The sequence below is a fragment of the Kribbella sp. NPDC004138 genome (assembly GCF_053603655.1).
The window spans coordinates 32,526-53,471 of record NZ_JBSGFZ010000023.1 but is presented as its reverse complement, the minus strand read 5'-3'; the positions used below and the strand labels follow the sequence as shown (position 1 = coordinate 53,471).

Genomic DNA, 20,946 nt, shown 5'->3' with positions numbered 1-20,946 from the left:
GGCGAGTCCGTCGGTGAGTGCCCGGCGCTGCCGGCCGTGAACGGCACCGTCGCAAACTGGCAGTTCTACCTCGACCAGCAGCACAAGTACCACACCAACGCCGAACCTGGCCGCTTAGGTGCCCTGGGGAAGACTCTCTGCGGGTTCGGCCCAGGTGCTGCGGTCGCGACGGCCGGAAAGGACGGCAGCGTCTCGAAGTGGTGGCCACACTTCGACCCAGCGGTGCTTGCCACGTGCAACGATGCGGTTGTTGATGCCGGCGCGTTGCCGACCGGTGGAGGCAGGGCGGACGCGGTCAAAATGGTCTCAGAGCTGGTCACCCAGGCGCGCGACCAGGGCAGGTGGGTGGTGCTGGCCGGCGTCGCCGAGGAGGCACCGGGCGCGAGGCGCTGGTGGCGATGCAGCTGTCACCGGACAACGCCCCGCGCTGGCTGACCAGCAACTCAACCCGGCGGCCCGGCCTGATCCAGCTCACCGACCTGACCGCGACGCTGCTGTCCGACAGCGCGCCGGGCGCCCCGATCGACGGCGCGGAGATCCACTCGACCGGCCCGCTGCAACTCATCGTCGCGCGACGCCTGCTTGGCAAGACCTCAGCTGAACTCAAATAGCCTTGTTTGCAAGGGTTTCTGATACTTCTCGCGCGTAGTTCAGAGCAGGCCGGTCGACCTCGGTCCGCTCGTCCGCGCGCTCGAACACGGTGATGCTCCAGCTCTGTCGTTAAAGGCGATCGCGGTCGCCAATCCGCGGAGTCCTGCTCAGACGATGGTGGCCTGCCTGTCAGCCGTGTCTTCTCTTCGTGTGCTGCCGGGTCCAGCGGTGCAGAGCGATGCCTGCGACGGCGACCCAGCTGGCACTGGTGACGGCGAACGAGGCGCCGACGACCGCCCGGTACGGCTTCGACTGCTCGATGGCGGGCCGCATCGCGGGTGGTGCGAAGGCGAGCGCGTTCGTCCAGCAGCCGATCGCCAGCGGTACGGCGACCGCACGCGGGAGACGTGGCAGAGCGACCCCGGTAGCGGTGACAAGCCCACCCATCATCACCAGGTCGAGATGCAGCTGGCGGATGCGGCGTGGAGCCTGGATGCCCAGTTGACGCGCGAGGTGCGGCTTGTAGGTGGCTGCCGCGTACGGAAATCCGGTCAGCGCCCCGAGGGCGATCTGGAGCAGCCCGGACGCAACCAGCCCGTTGATGCGCCGGTCCTGGGGCCACGCGGTCGAGTCGGTCATGAAGTCTCCTCTTGTGTCGATTACCGGGGCAGGGTATCAAATAACCTATACACAAGTGTCAATGTTAGGGGATCGCGATGAGTCATCCTCAGGTGCAGGTGGAGAGAGTGGATCCGGTGGAGGGCCGGCGGTGGTTGATGCTGGTGTTGCTGGCGTTCGCGCAGTTCATGCTGATCGTGGACATCACGGTGGTTCAGGTCGCGTTGCCGAGCATCGGTGACGATCTCGGGTTGGAGCGGGCCGCGCTGACTTGGGTTGTCACGGCCTACACCCTGGTGTTCGGCGGCCTGATGATCTTCGGTGGCCGGCTGGCCGACCTGCTCGGTGCGCGGCGGACGCTCCTGACCGGGCTGGCGATCTTCACGCTGGCGTCGCTGGTGTCCGGTCTCGCGCAGGACGCGGCCGTCCTGATCACCGGGTGCGCCGGCCAGGGGCTCGGGGCGGCCCTGATGTCGCCTGCCGCGTTGTCGATCCTGACCACGATCTTCCAGGGGCGTGAGCGCAACCGTGCGCTGGGCATCTGGGCCGCGATCGGTGGCGCCGGCGCGACGATCGGCGTACTGCTGAGTGGGCTTCTGACCGCGGGCCCCGGTTGGCAGTGGGTCTTCTTCGTGAACGTGCCGATCGGTGTCGTGATCCTCGTTCTGATCCCGCGCCTGGCTCCCGCGGACCGGTCGCGGGAGCGGCAGAGCCTCGACGTACCGGGGGCGTTGTTGGTCACCGCCGCGACGGCAGCACTGATCTACGGGCTGGTCCACGCCGGCGATGCGGGCTGGGGATCCGCGGGAACCCTGGCTGCCCTCGGGGGAGCGGTCATCGGGTACGGCGTGTTCGTGCTGACCGAGGCGAAGGTCGCCGTACCACTGATGCGCCCGCAGCGGCGCTCACCTGATCAGCCATGTGGGTGGTCGCGCGCTCGCCGTGGTGAGCTTCGCACTCGTCGCGGTTGGTGCCGCGCTCCTGACACAGGTGTCGCCTGGTGACAGCGTCACCACCTCCGTTCTGCCCGGGTTCGTGATCGCCGCACTCGGGGTCGGGCCGGTGTTCGTCACCGCGACCACCACGACCCTGGCGAACGTGCCTGCGGCGGAGTCGGGCGTGGCGTCCGGCGTGGTCAACACGTTCCACGAACTCGGAGGCAGCATCGGCATCGCGGTCGTCTCGACCGTTGCCGCGGCCAGCCTGTCGCCCGCGGGAGCACCTGACGTGGAGGGCTTCTCCGACGCCTACCTGGTCAGCGCCGCCGCCGCGGCCTTTGCTGCGCTGGTCGCTCTGGTGTTGGTTCCGGCCGGCAAGCCGCAGCCCGTGGCCGGGCACGGCCACGGGCATGGCCATTGATTCGTCGTCCGGACACGGCGCTTCGTAGGCTTCGGGAATGGCCGCTGACCAGCGTCGCCGGCGTGCGGACGCCGAGCGCAATGCCGAGACCGTCCTCACCGCGACCCGCGACCTCCTCGCCGCCGGCGCCATGCCGACGATGAGCGAGGTCGCGGCCGCCGCCGGCATCACACGGATGACGTTGTACGCCCACTTCGCGACCCGGGAGTTGCTGCTCGAGGCCGTCGTACTGCGTGCCGTCGCCGAGACCGACGAGGCGCTGACCGCGCTGGACCTCGACGCGCTTGATGTCGACGAGGCGCTGGACCGCCTGATCCGCACCTCGTGGTCGAAGCTCGACAGCCACCGCACGGTGCGCCTCGCAGCGCTCGAACAGCTGGGTCAGGCTGCTCTCCGCGAGCAGCACGACGCGGCGTTCCGCCATGTCGAGAACCTGATCGCTCGCGGTCAAGGCGACGGCGCATTCCGTACCGACCTAGACCGTGACTGGCTGGTTGCCACGTTCTACGCGGTGCTGCATGCGGCGGCCGATGAGGTCGACGCCGGCCGCCTTACCTCTGTGGCCGCTCCATCCGCACTGATCACCACTTTGCGCTCACTGCTGCACGCCGGCTGAAGTACGGTTCAAGAGCGGACCGGGCGGGCGATCGCGTCGGATGCTTCCTTGAGTTTCCGGTCGGCTTCGGAGCCGCCGGCCGCCGCGGCGTCGACGACGCAGTGTGAGAGGTGGTCGTCCAGCAGGCCCAGGGCCACTGACTCCAGCGCCTTCGTCACGGCCGAGATCATAGGGTACCCGTCTACGGTATTTGTACAGCCACGACCCGGAGAGGTTCCGGCGCAAGTTGCTGACCCAGCTGCCGTAGCTGCCGACCCGCGACGCGCGGGGCATCTGGTATCACCGGGTGCCCGACGTACCCGTTGCCTGCAAGGCTTCTGACCTACCGTGAAGTGAACCTCGCTATGGTTGGCCGCGTGAATGCCGGCGGCAGCGTGATGGGATCGGGCCTGATCAAGGCTCTGACCGTTGTCTGTCTTCTTGCCGGGGTGTTCGCGATGCATGGCCTGACCAGTCAGCACGACGCGCTCCTCGCAGCGCGGCACACCACGGCGGGCCGGCCCGGGATCGCGCACCACGCCGAGGCCGCAGGCCATGAGAGGGCTCAGATCGTCAGAATCGCAGCCGCCGGTGACGCTGATGATCATCCGGAGGACTTGTGCCTGGCAGTCATGACGGTGCTGGCGCTGGCGTTGGCCGGCGTAGCAGTCCGCCGCTGGTCGGTCGTCACAGGTAACCGGCGTCTCGCGGCGACCATCGGCGTGCACCCACTGAGTTGGCCGCCTTGGGTTCCGCTGTCCTTGTCGAGGTTGTGTGTGCTGCGGATCTGACTCGTCAGGTGCCCGCGCAATGCCCACTGCCTCGACAAAGGAAGAAGACAATGCGACACCGTAAGTGGACCAGTGGTGCCTCGGCAGTCCTGGTTCTCGTCTCCGCCGTCGGCCTGGCCGGTTGTGGTGACGAGTCCGATTCAGCACCCACCTCGGCGGGCGTCGCCGCTCCGGCGGCCGACCACAACGACGCGGACGTAGCCTTCGCTTCGCACATGATCCTGCACCACCAGCAGGCATTACAGATGTCCGGCATGGCCAAGTGGCAAGCCACGAGCGCCGAGGTCAAGCGACTCGCCACGGCGATCACGGTAGTGCAGGAGCCCGAGATGAAGCAGATGTCCGGCTGGCTCACGGGTTGGGGCAAGCCGGTTCCGTCGCCCTCGCACAGCGACCATTCGGTGGAGGATTCCATCCCCGGCATGATGACCGAGGACGAGATGCACGAACTCGGCAAGACCAAGGGGAGGATGTTCGACCGGGTCTGGATCCAGATGATGATCAGGCACCACCAGGGCGCAGTGACCATGGCGAAGGCCGAGCAGGCCAGCGGCAAGAGTCCGGCCACGATCGCACTCGCGAAGAAGATCGTCACAGCTCAGTCCGCTGAGGTCGCGAGACTGAAGCGATTGCTCGGACAGCTGCCGGTCGCCTAGCGCGAAAGGCCGGCGGCAACGAGCCGCCGGCCCATCCGCCGCAGATCACTCGATGCCGCTAGTTGCCTTGTGCGATAGTAAGTCCCGAGCAGAGCTGGCCGGTCAGTGCTCGATCTTGATGGTGCAGGTGCCGTCGTTCGCGAGGACTGCCGTTGATTTGGTGGGCCTTCCCGGCGCCAAGGTGACCTGTGCACCACAGACCTCTTGCAGCTGACCCAGGCCGGCTTCGCCGGTTGCCGGGCAGGCCCCTTCGCATGGGCGGCTCCACACGATCACCCGATAGTTGCCGCCGGGAATGCTCCGGCTGAAGGCGATGCGGCCGCCGTTGAAGATCTGTTCGACGATCGGCTTCGCGGAAGTGTCCTCGATTCTCAGCGACCACAGGGTGTGGGCCGCTGTACTCCCTTGCTGCCCGACGACCAGGCCGGCGGCCGCGGATGCGCCGGCAACGTGCGACGTCTGCTCGGACGGGGTTGTGAGCGGCGGGGCTGTCTGCGTTGCCGCTGCGATCTGCGTGGCCGACGACGACGGCTGCGGCGATCCGCCGCAGCCGCTCAGAAGAACGACTGCGACGGATGCCAGGACGAGTCGGTTCACTTCGCCCAGGTGATGATCGTGACCGTGTTACCGGTCTTGATCTTGGACACGTTGGACGCCTTGGCGGCGGCCGCGTCGGTGTGGTTGTAGATCAGGGCCAGTTCGTCGTAGTCGTGCTGGTTCGGGTGCTGGTTGGTCGACCAGTCGCGGGTGTAGTCCATGCAGGTGCCGAGGTTGGGGTTGTCGAAGTTCTCGTCCTGGTGGTCCAGACCGTAGGTGTGGCCAACTTCCTGGCACATGACGCCCTGGCGCTCCGCGGCCGGTGCCCCGGACTCGTAGGTGTCGTTGACCTTGACGCTGCCCTGGCTGATATGGGTGCCGCCCGACAGGTTGATCGAGGCGAGACCGGCCCAGCCGTTGTTGCCGTACGCGTAGTTGCAGACGTGGATCTGGCCCGAGATCATCGAGCAGCGCCGGCGGGCAGTGCTCGTTGTGCTTCCGGACAGGATGCCGCTCTCGACGTACGCGCTCTTGTTCCAGTCGGTGCGGGCAGTGCTCAGATTGCCGGTCCAGTCCGAGGTCAGGCTGGAGACCAGCGGCGCGGTGACCTGACCGCTACGGGCCCAGTGGTAACCACCCCAAGAGTGGTTGGCCTGCGCGGGAAGGGCGGCGGTCGCGATCGCGACCAGTGCGGCCGCTGGGATGGCGGCGAGGCGGAGTAATTTCATGGGCGGAATCTCCTCCGGGACATGCCTCGCGTGGGCGGTGCGAGACTGTCCAGGACCGTACGACGTACTACTGCCGCTAGTACAGGGATCGCTGCGAAGGATATCCCTACAACTACTATGCGTGTTCGGAGGAGCTCAGCCGAGGAAGTGTGGGCATGCCACCAGGCCTGCCGCCAGGACCAGGACAGGGACGAGCGGAAGCGCCAGCAGTGAAACGGCTGCGCCGGCGCCACCTACGCGAGTTGCCACCGGCAGTGGGGCCGGCGGAGTGAGCAGGCGTTCGACCCGTGTCAGGACCGAACCGCCCGTTGCGGCGAGACCGACTGCTGGCGAGCCCGCACAGCCCAGCGTGGCTATCGCTGAGGCCAGGTTCGCTCCCGATTCGCGGCGGACAGTCTGGTCGTCGGCGAGCAGTTCGACCAGGTGCGCGGTCGTCTTCGGCAGCGCGCCGAAGAGCGGAACGGGCGGAAAGGCGCGCCGAAGCGCGTCGGCCCAGGCGACCAGGACGTGATGACGGCCCGCGAGATGCGCCCGTTCGTGCGCGAGCACAGCGCGGAGTTCCGCCTCATCGAGGAGCGCCATCGCGCCCTTCGTGAGCACGATCTGCCGAGCCCCCGGAACGCAGTACGCCGCCGGAACGTCGGCCGGGATGATGGTCGCACCGAGTTCGTGGTCGCGGCAGCCGAGCAGACACACCAGCTTCAGATGGCGATCGCGGTCGGCCCGGTGTCGCACCAGTACCCGTCCCACGGTCAGTGCGACGCGACCGATCAGCACGGCAGGAACCACTACAGCCATGGCCGCGGCGAACAGTCCCGGCACGCCGTTGCTACCGCCGATTGCGGTCAGCCAGCCATGCACCAGTCCGTCATCGGCGAAACAGGCGACTGTCGCGAGCGTCGAAGCCAGCAGAACGGATGCGGCGGAGGAGTGCCACAGAGCCAATCCCAGGCGTGGTGACCGATCGAGCCATGGGCCGGCGAGCAACCGCGGAGAAGCGGTCGCGAGTACGGCGGCGTACCCGAACAGGACCAGCGTGATCGTCGTCATCGGCCCGATCCTCGCGATCGCAGGGCCCGCCGAATGGCGTCCGCCTCTGCTGGAGTGGCGTCCTCGACGAACCGCAGCAGTGTGCCGGCCTGGTCGCCGCTGCCGGCGAGGACCTCACGCATCAGCTCAGCGTTGTACTGCTGCCGCGTGGCAACCGGTGCGTAGCGATACGCGCGGCCGTCGCGCTCTCTGGTCAGCCAGCCCTTGCGGTGCAGGTTGTCCATCACGGTCATCACGGTGGTGTAGGCGAGGTTGCGTTCCTTGTTGAGATCATCGAGCACTTCACGCACGATCGCGGAGCGGCCCCAGGACCACAGGCGGTCCATCACCGCGGCCTCAAGCTCGCCGAACCCACGCATAGGGCACCCCTCCAACTCGGACGTACCGAATCACGGTAGTCGACGCCGGAGCCTGCCGGCGGGCGTTGCCCGCAATGCCACTCCATAGCTACTATCCAGAATAGGAGATTTCCTGGCTGGGCGGCCAGCAGCGTGGGGGATGGGGGCAGTATGGGTACGCGGCGCGCCGGCGTGCGAATCGGCCTGTTGGGGCGACTCGGCAGCGGGAACCTCGGCAACGATGCGAGCATGGAGGCTGTCCTGGGCTTCCTCGGGACCGCCGCGCCTGCGGTCGATTGCCTGTGTTCTGGGCCGCAAGAGGTCGCGGCGAGCTACGGGTTACCTGCACAGCGACTGCTGTGGTTGCACGCCCCGGTCGTGTCGAGGTTCCGCTTGCTGCGTGCAGCGCGCACGCTCGTGCTGATCGCCCTCGGCGCCATGATCGATACCTGGCGGATATCGGCCTGGGTACGGCGCCACGACATGGTGATCGTTCCTGGTATGGGTGTGCTGGACTCGACGTTGCCCGAGCGACCGTGGCAGTTGCCCTACGGAATGTCGTCATGTCCGTGGCGGGCAGGATGTTCCGTACCAAGATCTGCTTCGTCAGCGTCGGCGCCTCGGTGGTCGAGCAACGCCTCACTCGGCGTTTGCTGGCGACAGCTGCCCGGCTGGCGACCTACCGGTCGTTCCGGGATCGTGACTCGCTCGCCGCAGCTGTCTCGATGGGAATGGCCAAGGAGAGCGACCGGGTGTACCCGGACCTCGTGTTCGGGCTCGCGAACCCGGGCGTCTCGTCGGAACTGACAGGCGTGGTCGGTGTCGGAGTCATGGCGTACTACGGCGGGCCTGGCGAGCGCGATCGAGCCGACGATATCCACGCCGACTACACCGCGAAGATGACCCGCTTGGTGCTGGATCTGGTCGACAGCGGTCGCTCGGTTCGGCTCGTCGTCGGCGACGCGGATGATGAGCCTGTTGCGCTCGGCATCCTGGCCGCCGTACGGACCAGCTGGCGAGGGCCGGGAAGGCCGCCCGCCGAGTATGACCGGCCGCATTCGATCGATGATGTGATGCGGCAGTTGGCGTTGGTCGACGAGGTTGTCGGTACGCGTTTCCACACGGTGCTGACTGCCCTGAAACTGGCGAAGCCGACCGTTGCCGTGGCCTACGGCAACAAGCACGTGTCCTTGATGGCGGACATGGGTGTCGGCGAATACGTGCAGGACATCAACGACTTGGATGTCGACGTACTCGAGAAGCAGCTCGACGCGCTTATCGCCGACCGCGCCCACATCGTCCGAACTCTGGCAGAGCGAAGCCGCTCGGCGGCGAGGCAGGTCGACGACCAGTTCGCGGCGCTGTCCGCGGTCATCTTCAAGGATGTCGGGTGAGGTAGCGCAGGACGCGGACCAGGAGCGTCGAGGCGATAACGAGGACGAGTAGGTCGGCGACGGTGAGCACGTCGGCCAGCGGGCTGCTTGCGCCGGACAGAGTTTGGGCCAGTGCACCGACGGCCAAGATGTCCAGGATCGTCAGTACGACGAGGCTTCGGTGCGCGCGGTTCACGGCGTCACATCCCGAGGTGCTGTGCCGGCGTGGTGACCGCTTCCAGCACGGTCAGGACGATCATGGCGACGAGGACGAGGACACCCAGGGTGACCGCGACTGGGCGCTGTCGCCAGTATCGCTTGGGGTTGCGGTCGATGAACGGAACGGCGACGAGTAGAGCGAATAGGATGACTCCGCCCCAGAGGATGCCGGACAGGCCGATCCAGTTCTCGAGGGTGAACATCCACCAGTACATCCACGGTGGCCGGGTGACCTCGATGCCCTCGACAGGCGTGGGGCCGACGCCGGGTGGGAACAGGGCCGCGGCGACGCCGAGGCCGCCGAGCAGGACGAGGCCGAGTGCGCCGACCCGGCGCAGGTGGTGGGTGAACGGCTCGGCGGGTTCCCCGGCCTCGCTGGGGTTTCTGGGGTCAGGTGAGATCTTGTGGTACTTCACCAGCAGTGCGTGCAGGACGAGCAGTCCGAGGATGAGGCCGGGGATCACCGACACGTGCGCGACGTACAGCCGAACGAGGATCGAGACGTGGGTGGAGAAGCCGGTGGTGAACCAGAACCCGAGGCCGCCCAGCAGCTTGCTCAGTTCGAGATTGTGACTCAGCGCCTCGAACCCTTCCTGGTCCCACTTGAGGACGGTTCCGGTGAACATCGCGCCGATGGTGAGGGCGAACATCGCGACGCCGATCAGCCAGTTGGCCTCGCGTGGCCGCTTGTACGCGCCGGTGAAGTAGATGCGTAGCAGATGGAGGATCGCCAGCACGTACATCGCCTCGGCGGCCCAGAAGTGCACGCCGCGGATCCAGCGACCGAGGTAGACGTTCTGGACGATGTCGCGGACCGACTCGTTGGCTGAGGCCGGGTTCGGGTCGTAGAACTGCGCGAGCACGATTCCGGTCGCGATCAGGATCAGCAGGGCGAACGCGGTCAGTCCGCCCAGGCTGAAGGCGAGCCGGTTGGCGTGCGCTGGTACCGGGTACTCGATTGCGCGGATGCCGAGCCGTTCGTCGACGGCGTCGAGGCTACGACGTAGTACGCCCGGTCCCGGTGTTGCGGCCTGCCGCCGGGGAACCCATCTGGCGTGAACGTGGTGTGTCATCGGAATCAGTCCTGGGCGCTCGGGCCGGGGTGTGGCAGATCACGGGGGCGTAGACGGGTCGCGATGACAACGCCGCCGGCCAGGACGAGCGCCGACAGTGCGAACATCACCCAGGTGAGGGTGCTCATGCCGTCACGACCAGGGAGTGGGTCGATCGCGGCGACGGTGCCGGTCTCGGCTCCCGTGACCGGGGCCGGTTGGCCGATCGGTACCGGATCGGAGGTGCTGGTGTGGACGCGAGCACCTATCGACCTCTCGAGCAGGGCTCGGGTCTGGTGGAGGTCTCCAGCCTTCCACGCTGCGGCAGCCTTCTCGACCAGCGGGATCTGCACCTGCGACGTATCCGTCGCCTCCGTGGCGTCGGTGATCTTGTCGGTGATCATGTCCCCGTCGTCGGGCATGTTGACGATCAGCGCGATAGCCTGCCGGACCAGGACGTAGGACATGTCGCTGTCGTCGGGACCGTGAGCCCGCGCCACGCCAGGGCCAGCCACTGCTGTCACGAGAGCCAGGATGAGTGCGGCACAGCCGCGACATAGATTCCTCACCGCGAACTCCTAGGGTGAGTAGTACTTCCTCATCGTCAACGTCCGCTTGTGCCTGCGTACAGCTGAAGGGGCTTAAGCCTCGTGTTCCAGGCCCGAAGGTCCCGAGACACCCACGTCGGGGAAGTGCCGTACCCGGAGGTCCTGTCAGGCGGGGCCGATCGGCCCGTCGGCAATCGTTCGTTCGGCTCTATTGCCACCGCGGGTCGCGACGCACGATCCGTCACAGTCTCCTAGGAGGGAGGCGGTGGCGATGGCCGAGAATCCCCGCTTGCACATCCCGGACTACGTGCCGGACGAATGGGTCGACAGGTACGGACCCAGCTCGAAGCCGATGGACGTGAAGGTACGGCGACATCGCCCGCCCTCGGACGCCGTGGCGATGGCGGCAGCGCTCGCCGTACTCGTCGTCGGGACCCTCGTCGGCCTCGTCGTCTCTGCATCCAAGCCTGCTTTTGCTGCTGGAGCTCTGCTCGCCCTGGTGTTGATCGCGGCTGTCGCATCGACAGGAATGACTCATGCCATCCTGCGCGCCGGCAGTCCGGACAATCGCGATCGGCGCTGCCGGCGCTTGCGAACTGCAAGGCTCGGTCATCGTGCCTGACCGGTGCGGGACCTTCGCCTCTCACCAGACACGGGCGGGTGGCGGACGGTCGGCTCAACCCGATCGCTGAATCCGAACCTGGAGGTCATCATGCGTAAGTTGTCGATCACCTTGGGTACGGCGGTGCTCGCTGCCGCAACGACGGTCGTTGGTGCAGCGTCCGCGAACGCTGAATCCACGCCGACCGAGAGCGAGTTCGGTCAGCATGTGGCCGGCTGTGCGCAGACGATGGGCTTCGACGGCGTCCACAACCCCGGCATGCATCAGGGCTTCTCAGGCTGGGACGGCATGCCTTGCTGATGGCCCCCGTGAGCTGAGGTGGGAGGAAAAGATGACATCGGAAACCGCCGTGTCGCAGGGACCTCTCGACGTCGCTGCCGGCGTCTCACCGGCGAACGTGGTGGAGGTACCGCTACTGGATGCGTCCGGGATCGAGAAAGCCTATCGGCGCGGGATCTGGCCGATGCGGCGGTCGCAACTCGTGCTTCGGGGTGCGGATCTGACCCTCGTGCCGGGTGAGGTGGTCGGCCTGGTCGGTGAGAACGGCTCGGGGAAGTCGACGCTGATGAAGATCCTGGTCGGCGCGCTCAGCCCTGACGCCGGGACGGTGTCGGTGACCGGTCGGCTCGGGTACTGCCCGCAGGAACCCGTGGTGTACGAAAGGCTGACCTGTAACGAGCACTTCGAGCTGTTCGCCCGTGCGTATGCCATGTCCCCCGAGGTTGAGCACCGTGCGAAACGGGCTCTGTACGCCGACCTCGGCTTCGAGCGGTACGCCGGCAGCCGCGCAGATCGGCTGTCCGGTGGAACGCTCGCGAAGTTGAACCTCGCGCTCGCTCTGCTGGCAGATCCCGACGTACTGCTCCTGGACGAGCCGTATGCCGGCTTCGACTGGGACACCTATCTGAAGTTCTGGCAGCTGGTTGCGCTGCGCCGCCAGGCGGGTCGCGCGGTACTGATCATCAGTCACTTCGTCGCCGACGAGGAGCGGTTCGACCGGATCGTTCACCTGCGAGAGGGACGAACGACGTGACGGCCACCATTGTCCTTGCCCGCCGGTTCCTTGCCGACTACGCGCGCAACCCGGTCAATCCGCTCGTGCTGGTCGTGATCCCTGTCGTGTTCGTCGTTGCCGCGGCCGGCTCGATGGCCGACGCGGCGAAGCTGCTCGGTGGATCCGGGGCCGACGTCCCGACTGCAACCGCCGGTTGGGCCGCGGCGTTCCTCGCGGGCGTGGCCATGTACTTCCAGACCCGCGCAGCGCGGGCTGCCGACCGGCGCCTGGTAGTGGCCGGACTGGCTCCACGTCGACTCGTGGCCGCGCGGCTCGTGACCGGCCTGGCTCTCTCGCTGCTGGTTACTACTGCCGCCCTGGTTGCGCTCAGCGTGCGAACCGGCATCGATCAACCGCTGCGAGTTGTCGCCGGTACCTTGATGTTCGCCCTGATCTATCTTGCGATCGGGGCCTTGGTGGGTGTGACTGTACGCAATCCGGTGAATGGCGCCGTGATCATCTTGTTCGTTTGGATCCTCGACGTCTTCTTCGGGCCGGCGGTCGGGTCCCCGGACCGGGTCGCGACCCGCTGGTTCCCGACTCATTTCGTCACCCTGTGGATGGTCGACTTGCCGTCACACCATGGAGGACGGCCTGGCGATCTGGGTTGGGCCTTGCTCTGGACCGCATCAGCTGTGCTGGTGGCGTGGACTGTGCTGACCGTGACCAGCGGGGTCGTCCAGCCTCGCCACCGTGGCGGCCGCTTCATGACCGGGCTCCGGATGGGGCTTCGCGACAATCGGCGCAATCCCGCGCTGCTGGCCCTCCTGGTGGCCGTCCCTGTGGTCTTCATCTGGCTTTCCGAGGCGGTGACGGAAGATGGCTACCTGAAGATGCAGGTCGTCGACGCTGGACAGACGGTCACCCGATCGTTCTGGCTGCCTGACGTTCACGCCGGAACCATGACGCCGATCGCTGTGGCGTCCCTGGCCACGCTGGCCGGCCTCTTCATCGTCCTTGACGCACGCACTGGCGACCGGCGCCTCGCCCTGGCCGGGTTTCCCAGGGGCATGCTGCTGGTCGTCCGCATCTGCATCGTCGGTCTTGCCGCCGTCGTCGTCACCGCGGCGGCCTTGGCGGTGACCGCGCTGGTGTTCGACGCCCAGCAGCCGTTGCTGTATGCCGCAGGCAACATCCTGGTGGCCGCGACGTACGCCATGATCGGGGTGTGCCTCGGGCCGCTCTTCGGCCGTGTGGCGGGCGTCCTCATAGCCTTCCTCGTCCCGTTCCTCGATCTCGGCATCGCTCAAAGCCCGATGCTCAGAACCGAGCCGCCCGCGTGGGCGCATTTCCTGCCCGGGTACGGCGCCGACCGGGTCCTGCTCGACGGCGGCCTCACGTCCGGGTTCGATCAGACCGGCCCGCTGCTGCTGGCCCTGGCCTGGCTGACCGCGCTCACCATCGCTGGCACGCTGCTCTTCCGCAGAGCCGCCAGTTGAGCTCACGAGATTGTTCAGGACGAGTTGTCCTGACTTGCCGCGGTGTATCGGCTGGGATCGGAGTCGAACGCCGTAGCGCAGCCAGCAGAGCAGAAGTAGTAGCGGTGCTCACTCCGGTCTCGGTGCGCTGCTGCGGACTCAGGCGTCACGGTCATCCCGCAGACGGGATCGGTGTCGGTGTTCGATTGGACCGGACCGGCGGTCATCGGCGCCTCCTGTTGCGGGATCTCGATCCGCGGCTCAACGTGCGTCGTTGAGGCAGCGCGGGGTGGTTGCGGGTGCCAGCGGCGGAGGCGGTTGGCGTTGGTGACGACCGAGAGCGACGACAGTGCCATCGCAGCCGCGGCGAGCATCGGGCTGAGACGGATACCGAACCACGGGTAAAGGACGCCGGCTGCGACGGGAAGTCCGATGGCGTTGTAGACGAGGGCGAAGAACAGGTTCTGCCGGATGTTGCGCATGGTGGCGCGTGAGAGGCTGATCGCCGTGGCGACGCCGGTCAGGGCGCCGGAGATCAGGGTGACATCCGCGGCCTCAATGGCTACGTCGGTGCCGGTGCCGATGGCCAGCCCAACGTCGGCCGCGGCAAGTGCGGGGGCGTCGTTGATGCCGTCGCCGACCATCCCGACCCGGTGACCGTCTGCCTGTAGACGGCGTACCTCATCGGCCTTGTGCTCGGGCAGAACCTGGGCGAGTACGTGCTCGATACCGACCTGCCGGGCGATCGCACCCGCCGTACGGGCGTTGTCGCCGGTGATCATCACGACCTCGACGCCCAGGTCGCGCAGAGCGGTGATCGCGGTCGCCGAGTCTTCTTTCAGCGTGTCCGCGACCGCGAGCACACCGGCCGCCCGGCCGTTGACGGCAACCAGCACAGGTGTCTTGCCCTGCGCGGAGAACTCATCGGCGGTCGCTTGCAGTTGGGCCTCCTCGATGCCCACGTCGGCCAGCAATCTCGCGTTGCCCACCAGCACGGCGTGCCCATCGACGGTGGCCTGCACCCCCTTGCCCGTGACCGAGTCGAATCCGGCAGCCGCGCCTGGTGCCAGGCCGCGGTCGCGGGCGCCGGCGACGACGGCGGTGGCCAGCGGATGTTCGCTGTCGGCCTCTGCACCGGCCACCAGCGCGAGAAGCTCCGGCTCACCGAGGTCGCCGACAGCGCGCACGTCGGTCAGGACCGGTTTGCCGGCGGTGATCGTGCCGGTCTTGTCCAGCACGACCGTGTCCATGCGATGCGCTGTCTCGAGTGCCTCGGCCGATCGGATCAGGATGCCGGCCTGAGCGCCCTTGCCGGTGCCGACCATGATCGACAGCGGCGTCGCAAGTCCCAGCGCGCACGGGCACGCGATGATCAGTACCGCGACCGCCGACACCAGCGCGAGCGTCAGTGCGGGCGCCGGGCCGACCACGTACCAGATCGCGAACGTCGCGATGGCGATCGCGATGACGACCGGTACGAAGTAGGCCGAAATGGCGTCGGCCAGGCGCTGGATCGGAGCCTTCGAGGCTTGGGCCTGCTGCACCAGCCGGACGATCTGGGCCAACATCGTATCCGCGCCGACCTTGTCCGCGCGGACCCGCAAGGATCCCGTTCCGTTGACGGTGGCGCCGATCACGGTGTCGCCGGCGCGTTTGGTGACCGGCATCGGTTCACCGGTGACCATCGACTCGTCGACTGCGGACGAGCCCGAGAGGACGATCGCATCAACCGGAATCTTCTCGCCGGGCCGGACGACGACCTCGTCGCCGATCGCGACGTCTTCGACGGGGATCTCGGTCTCGACGCCGTCACGGACGACTCGCGCGTTGCGGGCCTGCAGGCCGAGCAGGGCGCGGATCGCCTCACCGGTGCCGGCCTTGGCCCGGGCCTCGAACAGCCGACCGAGCAGGATCAGGGTCAGGATCACGCCGACCGCCTCGAAGTACACCTCGCGGACGTCGGACGGGAAGATCGACGGTACGACGGTGACGAGCAGGCTGTAGCCGTACGCGGCTGACGTTCCGAGTGTGATCAGGCTGTTCATGTCTGCCCCGCGGTGCATCAGCGTCAGCCAGCCGATGCGATGGATCGGCCAGCCGGTGTACAACATCACCGGAGTGATCAGGGCCAGTTGCAGCCAGTGGTTGAGCATCCACCCCGGCAACCAGCCGGCGTTGAACAGCGAGTCGGCCATCACCGCGAACAGAACCGGCGCGGTCAGAATCGCGCCGACCAGGACCCTGCGGGTCAAGTCTGCGATCTCCGCCCGGCGCTCGGCGGCTTCTGCCGCCTCTGTGTCCGCTGCGGCGCGCTCGGTCGAGTCAATGGGTGGGGCGATGTCAGCGGGTGTTGCCAGAGTTCGGCCGTCGGCAGATCCGTCCGGCGCAGGCTCGACGATCAGGCTGCCGTGGATCATGTTCATCCCGCAGGCGAAACCGAACGTACCGGCGGCATTCGGTGTCAGTCGCACCGTTGTCCGTTCGTACGCCGGAAGGGCCGCGCTGACCCGCAGATCCGGGAACACCACACGCGAGGTGCACTCCCCGCTTTCCTGCCGGTCGAACACCATCTCCGCCGGCACTCCCTGCCTCAGCCGGATGACATCGGGGCGGTAACCGCCGCGGACCGTCACCTCAACGCGCTGGACGCCTTGATCCATGCGAGCTGCGCTCGTACGGCGTGGACCGAAGAAGAACCACACCAGTGCGCCTATCAGCGCAGCGGAGGTCAGGACTACCACGACGTCAGCCACACTCATGGCGAGCTCCTTGCTGTGCAGGACGACGTACAAGGCCACGGTCGTGATGTACGTCGCTGCCTGCCAGGGGCAACCGTCCCTCTCGGGCGGGACGTGTGTCCTTCCGGCTTCAGGGAATCTTCATCGTTCGCCGTGAGGTGTCTCCATGTGCTGCGTGCAGGCTTGTGAGTGAGATGGAAGGCAGGAGGTGGGCCGCATGTTCGGCGGTGGATGGTGCAGTGGCATGGGTGCCGGCGGTTGGGTCCTGATGATCGGGATCTGGGGCGCGATCCTCGGTCTGGTGGTCTGGGCGGTGACCCGGATCTTCCCGACCGACAAACCGCTGCGCGATGCCGAGCGAAGCCTGGACCGGCGCCTGGCGTCGGGCGAGCTCGACCCACAGACCTACCGCAGGATCCGCGACGAACTCACCCGCACCGAACCCCACTGAGTGAGCGAGGAGCCGTGGCCTGCCCGCTGATGATGCTGTTCATGATGGGCGGGCATGGCGGGAGTACCGACGATCGAGGGCCGTCCGATCGCGACGACGACCGGACGCATGCGCACCGGCACGATTGTTGAAGCCTCACTCAGGCAGCTGGTAGCTGGACGGTGAAGGTCGAGCCCCTGCCCGGACCCGCGCTGGTGACGGAGATTCGGCCGTGTTGGGCTTCGGTCAGTGCCTTGGCGATCGCCAGGCCGATCCCGGAGCCCCCGTGAGTGCGGTCACGTGACTTGTCGACGCGGTAGAACCGTTCGAAGATGCGATCCAGGTGCTCAGCCGGGATACCTTCGCCGGTGTCGGAGACGCTGATGAGGATCGATCCAGGCTTGTCCAGCTTGGCCTCGACCGTCACGGAACCACCGGCTGGGGTATGTCTGAGAGCGTTGTCGAGCAGGTTGCCGAGTATCTGGCCGACGCGTTCTGGATCCGCCACGATTCTGGGTGGTTGCTGCGGCGAGGTCTCGAGAAGGGTGACGCCCTTGTCGCGGAAGCGGTCCGTGGCTGCGGCGATCGCCCTACGCACGAGCTCGCCGGGATCGAGCTCCTCGAGGTGTAGATCGAGTTGGCGTTCCTCGGCGCGGGAGACCGCCGCGATGTCCTCGGTGAGCCTGGCCAGTCGCGCGGTCTGGTTGCGTAACGCGGCCACGGTGTCATCGTCGAGTCTCGCGACGCCGTCCTGGACCCCTTCCAGATAAGCGTCGAGTACGGCGACCGGCGTACGCATCTCGTGTGCGAGGTCCGCCAGCAGTTGCCGGCGGGTCCTCTCGACCGCGTCCAATCGTGCCGCCATCACGTTGAAGGCGGACGAGAGCTTGCTGAACTCGTCCCCGAGGCCGGCAGCTGTCACACGGACCTTGTAGTGGCCGTCGGCAACCTGCTCGGCGGCTGTGGCCAGCGAGTCCAAGGGGCGGACGATGCGCCTGGTCGCGAAGATCGACACCAGGACAGCCGCGACCAACGCCACGCCCATCGCGACTGTGGTGGAGACAGCGGAGGCTGATCGGAACGCCTCTTCGACGTGCTGGAGGGTTCCGGTGTCGACTTCGCCCGCGGCGCGTCGAAGATGGCTACGGAAGATCGGCGGGCCGACCGCGCTGACCAGCAGCAACACGGTTGCCGCACCAACGAGGACAACGAGAAGTTGTGCCAGGAAGAGCCGGGCACCGAGTCCGGGGGAGCGCCGTTGACGGACCGGTGAAGTGTCGGCGGCCATCACCCTCCTCCCATCCGGTAGCCGACGCCGCGGACGGTACGGATGAAATGCGGATCGTCGGGATCGTCACGGAGCTTGCGCCGGAGGTGCCCGACATGGACGTCGACCAGGTGCTCGTCGCCCACCCAGGTCTCACCCCAGACCGACTCGATGAGCTGCCGGCGGCTGAAGGCCAGGCGTGGGCGCGCCGACAGCACAGCGAGTACGTCGAACTCAGTGCGGGTCAGCGGCACGAGTTCGTCTTCGAGGGTCACCTCTCTGGCAGCGACGTCGATGCTCAGCGCGCCGAAGACCCGTGGAGGTTCCTCGGCCGGGTCTGCCGATCCCGTCGTACGTCGGGGGCGCCGGAGCATGACTCGGACCCTGGCGATCAGCTCGCGGGGGCTGAACGGTTTGGTCATGTAGTCGTCGGCCCCGACCGACAGCCCGATGAGCTTGTCGACTTCCTCGCTTCGCGCGGTGAGCATGACGATGTAGCAGTCCGAGAAAGTGCGGAGCTGACGGCACACCTCGATGCCGTCAATTCTCGGCAGACCGAGGTCGAGGACGACCACGTCGGGGTCGACCTGCCGGGCGAGCGCGACGGCCTGCTCGCCGTCGAACGCCAAGGTGACCTCGAAGCCGTCCTTTTCGAGGTAAGTCCCGATCAGTGTGGTCAGGTCCTTCTCATCGTCGACGACCAGCACTCTGCTGGGTCCCGCCTGGTGCGTCACGCCTCCATGGTGGCTCATGACGTGCGCGATGCCTTGATCCGTCTGCATCTTCAGCGAATCTTCATCGAACTCCCGAGGCATCCCACATGGTCGCGGCCGACGCTGAAGGTGGGAGGCCGCGGTGGCCTACCAGGCACGAGGGAAGTGGTTTCGATGATGTACTGGAACGGCATGGGCTGGGGTGGCTGGATCTTCATGACGATCACCGTCGTGGCGTTCTGGGCACTGGTCATCGCCGCCGTCGTGGCGGTGGTTCGCTCGGTGCGCGGGGACGCCACGCGGGTGGAGCGCCCGAAGGACGCGTTGGAGCTGCTCGACGAGCGGTTTGCTCGCGGGGAGATCGATGAGAGCGACTACCACCACCGCCGCGAGCTGCTGACGGACCACAACGTCCAGCGGAGGGTGGGTCTCTGACGTGCCATCGGGAATGTCGCGGCGCCGTCTCCTGACTGGCGTCGCCGGTACAGCCGGGCTGTTGTTCCTGGGCGGTTGTGCTCGCAACTCCGGTGCTGCGGTGGCACCGGGCTCGGATGCGGTGCGGCGTGCCGAGGCCGCGCGGGCGGCAGCCGGCGGAGACGTGGTCACCGCGAAGCTCACACCACGGCCCGTGACGCTCGACCTCGGTGGCCTAACGGTCGACACTTGGGCGTACGGCGATCGACTACCCGGCCCTCAGCTTCGAGCGCGGGCCGGCGATCGCCTTCGCGTCGACGTGGTCAACCAGCTACCGGCCGAGACGTCGGTGCATTGGCACGGCGTTGCCCTGCGCAACGACATGGACGGCGTACCCGGCATGACTCAGGATCCGATCGGAGTCGGCGGCACGTTCCGGTACGAGTTCACCGCTCCGGATCCGGGGACCTACTTCTACCACCCGCACGTCGGCGTGCAGCTCGATCGCGGGTTGTACGGCGTACTGATCGTTGACGACCCCGTCGAGCCGGGGCGGTACGACGCCGAATGGATCCTCGTACTCGACGACTGGGTCGACGGCACCGGTCGGACACCGGATCAGGTGCTCGAATCGCTCACCGGCAGGGGCATGGGCCACATGGCCGGCATGGAGGGTGCGCAGTCGGCGCTGATCGGCGGTGCCGGCGACGTGACGTACCCGTACTACCTCGCCAACGGCCGCGTGCCTGCCGCGCCGGTCACATTCTCAGGCAAGCCGGGACAGCGTGTGCGGCTGCGGGTTGTGAACGCCGGCTCTGACACCGCGTTCCGCCTCGCGCTTGGCGGACACCGGCTGACCGCCACCCACACCGACGGCTTCCCGGTCCGGCGACGGCAGGCCGACGCGGTGCTGATTGGTATGGGTGAGCGCATCGACCTCGAGCTCACCCTGGGCGATGGCGTGTTCCCGCTTGCCGCGACCGCCGAGGGCAAGACGGGTCTCGCACGCGCCGTCGTCCGCACCGGCGCAGGGACGGTGCCGCCGGCGTCGTACCAGCCGGCCGAGCTCGGGCGGCAGATCATGCTCGCGGGGCAACTCCAGGCCGCGGACGACGTACGGCTGAACAGTAAGAAGGTCGACCGCACACTGGACCTCGTGCTCGGCGGATCGATGATGCCGTACCGCTGGACCGTCAACGGCAAATCTTTCCCGGACACCGAACCGCTCGCAGTCGAGCAGGGCGAACGAATCCGGCTACGGATCGCCAACCAAACCATGATGTTCCACCCCGTGCACCTGCACGGCCACACCTTCGGCCTCGCGGACGGAGGAGCTCGCAAGGACACGGTCATCGTCCGATCCATGGAGAGGCTCACGGTGGATCTGGACGCCGACAACCCAGGCCAATGGGCGACGCACTGCCACAATCTCTACCACGCCGAACGCGGCATGATGACGACACTGTCGTATCGGGCGTCGTGAACTTGCCCGAGTGTTCGGGTCGGACTATTGCATGGCGCTGAGCAGGGCCCGGCAGGCGTCGGCGCAACTGCCGCGCGAGAGCACCCGTTCAGTGGGGAGGCAGATGTCGGCGCAGTCGAGATCGGTACGGATGCACTTGCGGAGCTCGGCGACGCCCCGCGCGGACCGGCCGTGACCGGATCTCGGCAGGTTACGAGCACTGCTACGCCCTCATGGTGTCAACAAAGTTCGCAGCAGCTCGTACGACGGCGTAACAGTTGAGCGTGCGCACACGCTGCTCTTCTGGCTGCCCCGCCGCCGTACCTCGATGTCGCACCTGAGGTTGCGGACCCAGCACAGCAGTTCGTCGCGT

28 protein-coding genes and 1 pseudogene are annotated in these 20,946 nt (G+C 67.1%); 16 read left to right on the top strand and 13 right to left on the bottom strand.

All coding sequences use genetic code 11. The features are described from left to right. Nucleotides 1–36: 36 nt before the first annotated feature. Nucleotides 37–435, top strand: a complete 399-nt coding sequence (locus ACWEOO_RS29470) for a hypothetical protein (RefSeq protein ID WP_452145797.1) — start codon at nucleotides 37–39, stop codon at nucleotides 433–435. Then, on the top strand, nucleotides 399–611 hold the full coding sequence (locus tag ACWEOO_RS29465) for a hypothetical protein (protein WP_452145796.1): 213 nt from the start codon (nucleotides 399–401) through the stop codon (nucleotides 609–611). The genes ACWEOO_RS29470 and ACWEOO_RS29465 overlap by 37 nt, the downstream gene beginning before the upstream one ends. A gap of 169 nt (nucleotides 612–780) precedes the next feature. On the opposite strand, the gene ACWEOO_RS29460 is transcribed toward ACWEOO_RS29465, so the two are convergent. Then, nucleotides 781–1,230, bottom strand: coding sequence for a hypothetical protein (locus ACWEOO_RS29460; protein ID WP_452145795.1), 450 nt, complete (start codon nucleotides 1,228–1,230; stop codon nucleotides 781–783). Between the two features lie 77 nt (nucleotides 1,231–1,307). On the opposite strand from ACWEOO_RS29460, the gene ACWEOO_RS29455 reads away from it, so the two are divergent. The 3 genes from ACWEOO_RS29455 to ACWEOO_RS29445 are packed head-to-tail and all read left to right on the top strand — an operon-like array spanning nucleotide 1,308 to nucleotide 3,184. After that, nucleotides 1,308–2,213 (top strand): MFS transporter, encoded by a 906-nt coding sequence (locus ACWEOO_RS29455; protein ID WP_452145794.1) that lies wholly within the window; start codon nucleotides 1,308–1,310, stop codon nucleotides 2,211–2,213. Beyond that, a complete protein-coding gene (locus ACWEOO_RS29450) occupies nucleotides 2,200–2,568 on the top strand; it encodes a hypothetical protein (RefSeq protein WP_452145793.1) in 369 nt (122 codons plus the stop codon). Before ACWEOO_RS29455 ends, ACWEOO_RS29450 begins: the two co-directional genes overlap by 14 nt. A gap of 37 nt (nucleotides 2,569–2,605) precedes the next feature. Then, nucleotides 2,606–3,184 carry a TetR/AcrR family transcriptional regulator gene (locus tag ACWEOO_RS29445; RefSeq protein ID WP_452145792.1) on the top strand — a complete coding sequence of 193 codons (579 nt, stop codon included), beginning with the start codon at nucleotides 2,606–2,608 and terminating at the stop codon, nucleotides 3,182–3,184. A gap of 8 nt (nucleotides 3,185–3,192) precedes the next feature. On the opposite strand, the pseudogene ACWEOO_RS29440 reads toward ACWEOO_RS29445, so the two are convergent. Then, nucleotides 3,193–3,351: pseudogene (locus tag ACWEOO_RS29440) on the bottom strand (metal-sensitive transcriptional regulator); the annotation flags it as partial. A gap of 189 nt (nucleotides 3,352–3,540) precedes the next feature. On the opposite strand from ACWEOO_RS29440, the gene ACWEOO_RS29435 reads away from it, so the two are divergent. Then, complete coding sequence (locus ACWEOO_RS29435) at nucleotides 3,541–3,954, top strand: DUF6153 family protein (RefSeq protein ID WP_452145791.1); 414 nt, start codon at nucleotides 3,541–3,543, stop codon at nucleotides 3,952–3,954. Between the two features lie 50 nt (nucleotides 3,955–4,004). Next, nucleotides 4,005–4,610, top strand: coding sequence for a DUF305 domain-containing protein (locus tag ACWEOO_RS29430; protein ID WP_452145790.1), 606 nt, complete (start codon nucleotides 4,005–4,007; stop codon nucleotides 4,608–4,610). Between the two features lie 102 nt (nucleotides 4,611–4,712). Here the strand turns inward: ACWEOO_RS29430 and ACWEOO_RS29425 are convergent, their stop codons facing one another. The 4 genes from ACWEOO_RS29425 to ACWEOO_RS29410 all read right to left on the bottom strand — a co-directional run bounded on the left by ACWEOO_RS29425 (nucleotide 4,713) and on the right by ACWEOO_RS29410 (nucleotide 7,284). Further along, nucleotides 4,713–5,207 (bottom strand): hypothetical protein, encoded by a 495-nt coding sequence (locus tag ACWEOO_RS29425; protein ID WP_452145789.1) that lies wholly within the window; start codon nucleotides 5,205–5,207, stop codon nucleotides 4,713–4,715. Beyond that, nucleotides 5,204–5,875: a hypothetical protein gene (locus ACWEOO_RS29420; RefSeq protein ID WP_452145788.1), complete on the bottom strand. Its 672-nt coding sequence runs from the start codon at nucleotides 5,873–5,875 to the stop codon at nucleotides 5,204–5,206. Before ACWEOO_RS29420 ends, ACWEOO_RS29425 begins: the two co-directional genes overlap by 4 nt. A gap of 135 nt (nucleotides 5,876–6,010) precedes the next feature. Then, the gene (locus ACWEOO_RS29415) at nucleotides 6,011–6,925 is read right to left on the bottom strand and encodes a M56 family metallopeptidase (protein WP_452145787.1); all 915 of its coding nucleotides are present in this window, start codon (nucleotides 6,923–6,925) and stop codon (nucleotides 6,011–6,013) included. Further along, nucleotides 6,922–7,284, bottom strand: coding sequence for a BlaI/MecI/CopY family transcriptional regulator (locus ACWEOO_RS29410; RefSeq protein ID WP_452145786.1), 363 nt, complete (start codon nucleotides 7,282–7,284; stop codon nucleotides 6,922–6,924). Before ACWEOO_RS29410 ends, ACWEOO_RS29415 begins: the two co-directional genes overlap by 4 nt. Nucleotides 7,285–7,826: 542 nt before the next feature. On the opposite strand from ACWEOO_RS29410, the gene ACWEOO_RS29405 reads away from it, so the two are divergent. Next, nucleotides 7,827–8,657 carry a polysaccharide pyruvyl transferase family protein gene (locus tag ACWEOO_RS29405; protein ID WP_452145893.1) on the top strand — a complete coding sequence of 277 codons (831 nt, stop codon included), beginning with the start codon at nucleotides 7,827–7,829 and terminating at the stop codon, nucleotides 8,655–8,657. On the opposite strand, the gene ACWEOO_RS29400 is transcribed toward ACWEOO_RS29405, so the two are convergent. From ACWEOO_RS29400 to ACWEOO_RS29390, 3 genes are read right to left on the bottom strand one after another with little or no spacing between them, the layout of a single operon-like run. After that, entirely contained in the window at nucleotides 8,641–8,832 is a 192-nt protein-coding gene (locus ACWEOO_RS29400) for a hypothetical protein (RefSeq protein WP_452145785.1), read from the bottom strand. The genes ACWEOO_RS29405 and ACWEOO_RS29400 overlap by 17 nt on opposite strands. Before the next feature lie 4 nt (nucleotides 8,833–8,836). Then, a complete protein-coding gene (locus ACWEOO_RS29395; RefSeq protein ID WP_452145784.1) occupies nucleotides 8,837–9,928 on the bottom strand; it encodes a cytochrome b N-terminal domain-containing protein in 1,092 nt (363 codons plus the stop codon). A 5-nt stretch (nucleotides 9,929–9,933) separates the two neighbouring features. After that, nucleotides 9,934–10,431, bottom strand: a complete 498-nt coding sequence (locus tag ACWEOO_RS29390) for a hypothetical protein (RefSeq protein ID WP_452145783.1) — start codon at nucleotides 10,429–10,431, stop codon at nucleotides 9,934–9,936. A gap of 289 nt (nucleotides 10,432–10,720) precedes the next feature. Here ACWEOO_RS29390 and ACWEOO_RS29385 point away from each other — a divergent pair, with 289 nt between their 5' ends. The 4 genes from ACWEOO_RS29385 (at nucleotide 10,721) to ACWEOO_RS29370 (ending at nucleotide 13,570) form a co-directional block, all read left to right on the top strand. Beyond that, nucleotides 10,721–11,077: a hypothetical protein gene (locus tag ACWEOO_RS29385; protein ID WP_452145782.1), complete on the top strand. Its 357-nt coding sequence runs from the start codon at nucleotides 10,721–10,723 to the stop codon at nucleotides 11,075–11,077. A 90-nt stretch (nucleotides 11,078–11,167) separates the two neighbouring features. Continuing rightward, the gene (locus tag ACWEOO_RS29380; protein WP_452145781.1) at nucleotides 11,168–11,377 is read left to right on the top strand and encodes a hypothetical protein; all 210 of its coding nucleotides are present in this window, start codon (nucleotides 11,168–11,170) and stop codon (nucleotides 11,375–11,377) included. A gap of 31 nt (nucleotides 11,378–11,408) precedes the next feature. Further along, on the top strand, nucleotides 11,409–12,110 hold the full coding sequence (locus tag ACWEOO_RS29375) for an ATP-binding cassette domain-containing protein (protein WP_452145780.1): 702 nt from the start codon (nucleotides 11,409–11,411) through the stop codon (nucleotides 12,108–12,110). Continuing rightward, the gene (locus tag ACWEOO_RS29370; RefSeq protein ID WP_452145779.1) at nucleotides 12,107–13,570 is read left to right on the top strand and encodes an ABC transporter permease; all 1,464 of its coding nucleotides are present in this window, start codon (nucleotides 12,107–12,109) and stop codon (nucleotides 13,568–13,570) included. The genes ACWEOO_RS29375 and ACWEOO_RS29370 overlap by 4 nt, the downstream gene beginning before the upstream one ends. 14 nt (nucleotides 13,571–13,584) lie before the next feature. Here ACWEOO_RS29370 and ACWEOO_RS29365 read toward each other — a convergent pair whose 3' ends face one another. Further along, complete coding sequence (locus tag ACWEOO_RS29365) at nucleotides 13,585–16,308, bottom strand: heavy metal translocating P-type ATPase (protein ID WP_452145778.1); 2,724 nt, start codon at nucleotides 16,306–16,308, stop codon at nucleotides 13,585–13,587. Between the two features lie 223 nt (nucleotides 16,309–16,531). On the opposite strand from ACWEOO_RS29365, the gene ACWEOO_RS29360 reads away from it, so the two are divergent. Both ACWEOO_RS29360 and ACWEOO_RS29355 read left to right on the top strand, forming a co-directional pair. Continuing rightward, nucleotides 16,532–16,738: a hypothetical protein gene (locus ACWEOO_RS29360; RefSeq protein WP_452145777.1), complete on the top strand. Its 207-nt coding sequence runs from the start codon at nucleotides 16,532–16,534 to the stop codon at nucleotides 16,736–16,738. Between the two features lie 14 nt (nucleotides 16,739–16,752). Further along, the gene (locus ACWEOO_RS29355) at nucleotides 16,753–16,869 is read left to right on the top strand and encodes a DUF2933 domain-containing protein (protein ID WP_452145776.1); all 117 of its coding nucleotides are present in this window, start codon (nucleotides 16,753–16,755) and stop codon (nucleotides 16,867–16,869) included. A gap of 8 nt (nucleotides 16,870–16,877) precedes the next feature. Here the strand turns inward: ACWEOO_RS29355 and ACWEOO_RS29350 are convergent, their stop codons facing one another. Next, complete coding sequence (locus ACWEOO_RS29350) at nucleotides 16,878–18,005, bottom strand: sensor histidine kinase (protein ID WP_452145775.1); 1,128 nt, start codon at nucleotides 18,003–18,005, stop codon at nucleotides 16,878–16,880. After that, entirely contained in the window at nucleotides 18,005–18,718 is a 714-nt protein-coding gene (locus ACWEOO_RS29345) for a response regulator (RefSeq protein ID WP_452145774.1), read from the bottom strand. Before ACWEOO_RS29345 ends, ACWEOO_RS29350 begins: the two co-directional genes overlap by 1 nt. Nucleotides 18,719–18,871: 153 nt before the next feature. Here ACWEOO_RS29345 and ACWEOO_RS29340 point away from each other — a divergent pair, with 153 nt between their 5' ends. Together ACWEOO_RS29340 and ACWEOO_RS29335 are read left to right on the top strand one after the other, a co-directional pair. Continuing rightward, nucleotides 18,872–19,132, top strand: a complete 261-nt coding sequence (locus ACWEOO_RS29340) for an SHOCT domain-containing protein (RefSeq protein ID WP_452145773.1) — start codon at nucleotides 18,872–18,874, stop codon at nucleotides 19,130–19,132. 13 nt (nucleotides 19,133–19,145) lie between these two features. Further along, nucleotides 19,146–20,594, top strand: coding sequence for a multicopper oxidase family protein (locus ACWEOO_RS29335; RefSeq protein WP_452145772.1), 1,449 nt, complete (start codon nucleotides 19,146–19,148; stop codon nucleotides 20,592–20,594). Between the two features lie 24 nt (nucleotides 20,595–20,618). Here the strand turns inward: ACWEOO_RS29335 and ACWEOO_RS29330 are convergent, their stop codons facing one another. Beyond that, nucleotides 20,619–20,783, bottom strand: coding sequence for a four-helix bundle copper-binding protein (locus tag ACWEOO_RS29330; protein ID WP_452145892.1), 165 nt, complete (start codon nucleotides 20,781–20,783; stop codon nucleotides 20,619–20,621). Nucleotides 20,784–20,946 lie beyond the last annotated feature (163 nt).